The organism is uncultured Fretibacterium sp. (assembly GCF_938030725.1).
Taxonomy (GTDB): Bacteria; Synergistota; Synergistia; order Synergistales; family Aminobacteriaceae; genus Fretibacterium.
The window spans coordinates 1-4,186 of sequence record NZ_CALHIQ010000115.1; the positions used below are offsets into that span (position 1 = coordinate 1).

5 protein-coding genes are annotated in these 4,186 nt (G+C 59.7%); 3 read left to right on the forward strand and 2 right to left on the reverse strand.

Annotated features, from left to right (window positions below; translation table 11 throughout):
- Positions 1-689: oligopeptide/dipeptide ABC transporter ATP-binding protein (locus Q0629_RS06740; RefSeq protein WP_298780533.1), on the forward strand; the 689-nt coding region annotated here is incomplete at its 5' end.
- Positions 690-720: 31 nt separating this feature from the next.
- On the opposite strand, the gene Q0629_RS06745 is transcribed toward Q0629_RS06740, so the two are convergent.
- Together Q0629_RS06745 and Q0629_RS06750 are read right to left on the reverse strand one after the other, a co-directional pair.
- Positions 721-1,620 carry a GTP-binding protein gene (locus Q0629_RS06745; RefSeq protein WP_298780535.1) on the reverse strand — a complete coding sequence of 300 codons (900 nt, stop codon included), beginning with the start codon at positions 1,618-1,620 and terminating at the stop codon, positions 721-723.
- A 175-nt stretch (positions 1,621-1,795) separates the two neighbouring features.
- The gene (locus Q0629_RS06750) at positions 1,796-2,851 is read right to left on the reverse strand and encodes an NAD(P)-dependent alcohol dehydrogenase (protein ID WP_298780539.1); all 1,056 of its coding nucleotides are present in this window, start codon (positions 2,849-2,851) and stop codon (positions 1,796-1,798) included.
- A gap of 483 nt (positions 2,852-3,334) precedes the next feature.
- Between Q0629_RS06750 and Q0629_RS06755 the strand changes: the two genes are divergently transcribed.
- Together Q0629_RS06755 and Q0629_RS06760 are read left to right on the forward strand one after the other, a co-directional pair.
- A complete protein-coding gene (locus tag Q0629_RS06755; RefSeq protein WP_298780541.1) occupies positions 3,335-3,652 on the forward strand; it encodes a nucleotidyltransferase domain-containing protein in 318 nt (105 codons plus the stop codon).
- A gap of 88 nt (positions 3,653-3,740) precedes the next feature.
- Positions 3,741-4,082 (forward strand): hypothetical protein, encoded by a 342-nt coding sequence (locus Q0629_RS06760; RefSeq protein WP_366123183.1) that lies wholly within the window; start codon positions 3,741-3,743, stop codon positions 4,080-4,082.
- Positions 4,083-4,186: the final 104 nt, after the last annotated feature.

The window sequence follows — 4,186 nt, forward strand, 5'->3', positions numbered from 1 at the left end:
TGCAGAACCCCTACGCCTCCCTGAACCCCCGGATGACCGTCGGGGACATCGTGGCGGAGGGGTTGGATGCCCACCGTCTGTGCCGGGACGAAGAAGAGCGCGAGGAGCGGGTCTGCCGCCTCCTCACGCGGATGGGGCTGAGGCCGGAGTTCCGCTCCCGCTACCCCCACGAGTTCTCTGGAGGGCAGTGTCAGCGCATCGGCATCGCGCGGGCACTGGCCGTAGAGCCGGAGTTTCTGGTCTGTGACGAGCCGATCTCGGCGCTGGACGTTTCCATTCAGGCCCAGATCGTCAACCTCCTGGTGGACCTGCGAAAGGACCTGGGACTGACGTCGCTCTTCATCGCCCACGACCTGGCCGTGGTGCGCCACATCTCAGACCGCGTCGGGGTCCTGTACCTTGGAGCCTTGGTGGAGCTGGCCGAAACGGACCGGCTCTACGGAGAGCCGCTTCACCCGTACACAAGGGCCCTGCTGTCCTCCATTCCGGACGTGGACCCGGACAACCCCATGAGGGAACGCCGGGTGCGCCTGAAGGGGGAGGTGGGCAGCCCCATCGACTTTCAGTGCGGCTGTCGCTTCGCCCCGCGCTGTCCGCTGGTCGAGGAACGGTGCCGACAGTTCCGGCCTGAGCTCAGAGAGGTGTCGCCGGGGCACTTCGTGGCGTGCCACAGGGCCGACAGGGCCTGACGGACGACGGCTCGATGAAGCAGCCGCTTCCCTAGAACAGCCTCTCGTTTTGCACGAAGAGTTTGTGCAGGTATTTTTCGTTCAGGTCCGTGCCGATGATCACCATCCTCGAATCCTCCGCGGGGGCGCATGGCTCGATGGCGTAACGGTCCTTGACGAGGTCGAAAGAGGCCCATTGTCCCTGGACGGGGAAACGGCCCTTGGCCCGATAGACCGTGCCCAGGGTGCCGCGCATCAAAAACTGAAGCTTCAGCAGGAACTCGTTCATGGCGTTGACGGTGAACCCGGAATACCCGACCTGGCTCAAGTCGGGGTGCCCCTCCAGCTCGGCGAAGGCGCGCTCCTCGGCACGAGGTTTTGAGAGCAGCGCCTCCCACCACTCCTGAGGCTGTTCGGAGTAATGCCGCAGGGGGATGTCCGCTCCTGCGTTCAGCCCGCGCAGTTCCGCCGCGACGGCAGTGACGCGCTCCGGAGGGGAGTTTTCGGCCTTGGAGATCAAGAGCGTTCCCGCGTTGCGGATCTGGTCGGCGTAAAAAGCGTCAAATGTCTTCAGGTACTCGTCGAAGCAGTGGACATCCACCAGGGTGACGGGGCTCAGGAGCTCGATGCGCTCGTAGGCGATCCTGCCGATGTTCTCCAGGACGGCGCTCAACAAGCCTACCCCGGTCGGCTCGACGATCAGAAATTCCGGGGATAGCGCGTTGGAGATCGTCAGGACGGATGCCGCGAAGTCGGACTTGACGGAACAGCAGATGCACCCCTCCGTCAGCTCCCAGACCGAAACGTCTTCCTTTAGTCGTCCGCCGTCCACGCCGAGGTTGGCGTATTCGTTCTCCAGGACGACGAAGTCCCTTCGGGTGCGCCGCACCAGATCCTTGATGAAGCGAGTTTTGCCGGCGCCGAGAAAACCGGATATCACCAATACTTTCATAAACGACCTCCTTAAGTGGCTGCGGGCTTTGCCGCAAGGGGGCGGCCGCAGGACGGCCGCCCCCGAACGAGGAGAACTGCTCTCCCCTCCGCTTGCGTCAATGAAAAAGATGTTAGGCCCGCCCCGTCCCGCACGGGGAAATGGGGTCGGCCTCTGACGCAGCTTGCGAGTTGGCTCAGAGCAGGACGACCGGCTTGATCAGGTCCTTCGGCTTCTCCTTCATCAGGTAGAGCGCTTCTTCGACGTGCTCGAAGCCCTTGAAGGGGTGGGTGATCAACGGGGAGAGGTCTAGCTTGCCGACCGATACCAGGCGGGACAGTTTCTCCATCCTGAGCCGGCCGCCCGGCATCAGCCCGCCGTTGATGGCCTTGTGCCCCATGCCGACGCCCCACTCCAGGCGCGGGATGTCGATCGTCGCGCCCGATCCCAGATAGTTCACGTTCCCGATCTTGCCGCCGGCCTTCAGCGACTTGACCGCTTCCGCGAAGGTATCGACGGTTCCGCCTGCGATGATGACCTTGTCCACGCCTCTGCCCCCGGTCAGCTTGAGCGCCTGTTCGCTGATCGTCCCGCCCTTGTAGTCGATGAAGTCCGTGGCTCCATAGAACTTGGCGGCCTCGATGCACACGGGACGGGTCCCCACGGCATAGATGCGTGAGGCTCCGCGCAGGTTTGCCCCCGCCACGGCCATCAGGCCGACCGGTCCGATCCCGATGACCAGGACCTCATCGCCATATTGGACGTCGGCGAGCTCGGCGCCATGGAACCCCGTGGGCACCATATCCGAGAGCATGGGAGCCACCTTGAGGTCGATGTTCTCCGGAAGGAGCGCCAGGTTCCCATCCGGATCGTTGACGTGGAAGAACTCTCCGAACAGGCCATCCTTGACGTTGGAGAACTTCCATCCGTTGAGCATCCCGTGCGAGTGCATGGAATAGCCTCCCTGGGCCTCCAGGGAGTTCCAGTCCGGGGTGATGGCGGGGACGATGACCTTGTCGCCCGGCTTGAAGTCCTTGACCAGCTCTCCGACCTCCACGATCTCTCCGGTGCCCTCGTGCCCCAGGATCATGTTGTGACGCTCGCCGACGGCGCCCTCCCAAACGGTATGGACGTCCGAGGTGCACGGCGCGAGAGCCAGGGGACGACAAATCGCGTCCATAGGGCCGCACTTCGGACGATCCTTTTCGATCCACCCCACACTGCCGATCTTCAGCATCGCAAAACCCTTCATCAATTCTTCCTCCTCGAAGAAACGAATTTTGAAACGTAAAAATCAAACTGCCTGAGGTTCAACAAAACAAAGTCACTCTCCGCTCCGGGGACTGCATCCCCATTTGGAGCCTGTGGCCGGTAAAGCTTATCTTTTTAATGAAGACTATTTTAATATACAATTAAAGCGCGTCAAGGAAGTAAAAAGCCTGAGGTCATAGGCTTAAGACGTATCAAGGGCAGCCTGGGCGCGCTTTTTTGGTGTGGTCAGTGATTTTCGACAATACAGAAGTTCGTTTAATTTGCACAATGGCAGCGCGCTATTCTTCGCAGAAACATTGTGATTGTTGCTGTTGATCGCGCTGTCACTGTGACCTGGATCACTTATTGATGCCATGCTTTGGCTGCCTTCAAGAGGCAAATTGAAAAATTTTGATCCAGGAAGCCTCATTTTAGGGTATGGTATTATAAATTCACTGGAGAATGGCATTGGGAGGTGGGCACGGTGCTGAACGATACAAGCTTAGCCTTCATTCGTTCCGTTGCCAAGGAATACGGTGCCGCTCGCATCTTGCTCTTCGGCTCCTGCTTGACAGGGCCGGAAGATGAGGCCAAGGACATCGACCTCGCCGTGGAAGGGTTGTCCCTGAAGGACTATCATGCCTTCTGGGATCGTCTTCTGTGGGCCGACGAACTCGGCGGAAAGCCGGTTGACGTCATCCGGGTTGAGGACAACGGTTTCCTTGTTCCGATCATCCTTGACGAAGGGGCGGAGATCTATGCTGACCGAGAGCCACAAAAAATCGCTCTGCATCGTGTTTGAGAAAAGCCGCCGAACCGTTTCAGAACTCCAAACGGCCCTTCAAGACATCCCTGCCCCTTGGAGCCTGACGGTGTGTGCAGGAGTGGGAATGCTCCTTGGCGACCTTTACATGAGTGTCGAGAACGTCCTGCGGCTTTTCATCGAGGGCGTGTACAAGGAGAAGATCGCCAAGGACGACTCCTGGCACAAGCGTCTTGTCGAGGCGGGAAACGCGAAGGGCTTGCTTCCGCCGGATATCGAGCCCACCCTGAGCGGCATGAGGCGTTTTCGTCACCGACTGACCCACGGCTACGGGGTTGAGATGGACGAGGCTTTGCTTCGGGAGAACATCCCCGAGGCGATAAGGGCCTACGAGAAGGTGGAAACGCACATCAAATCCCTGTTCCCAGAGCTGAATGGATGGCATGCGGTGGAGGATAGTTCAGAGTAGAAGGGTAAACAAAAGGCCGGTCATGGACCGGCCTTTTTAATTTCGATATAAATGGCGGAGAAGGTGAGATTCGAACTCACGGAACGGCAAGCCGCTCAGTTGAT

What these genes read in the sequence shown, in the direction of transcription:
- Q0629_RS06745 (WP_298780535.1), bottom strand. Translation starts at nt 1,620, where the DNA reads ATGAAAGTATTGGTGATATCCGGTTTTCTCGGCGCCGGCAAAACTCGC.
- Q0629_RS06750 (WP_298780539.1), bottom strand. Translation starts at nt 2,851, where the DNA reads ATGAAGGGTTTTGCGATGCTGAAGATCGGCAGTGTGGGGTGGATCGAA.
- Q0629_RS06760 (WP_366123183.1), top strand. Translation starts at nt 3,741, where the DNA reads ATGCTCCTTGGCGACCTTTACATGAGTGTCGAGAACGTCCTGCGGCTT.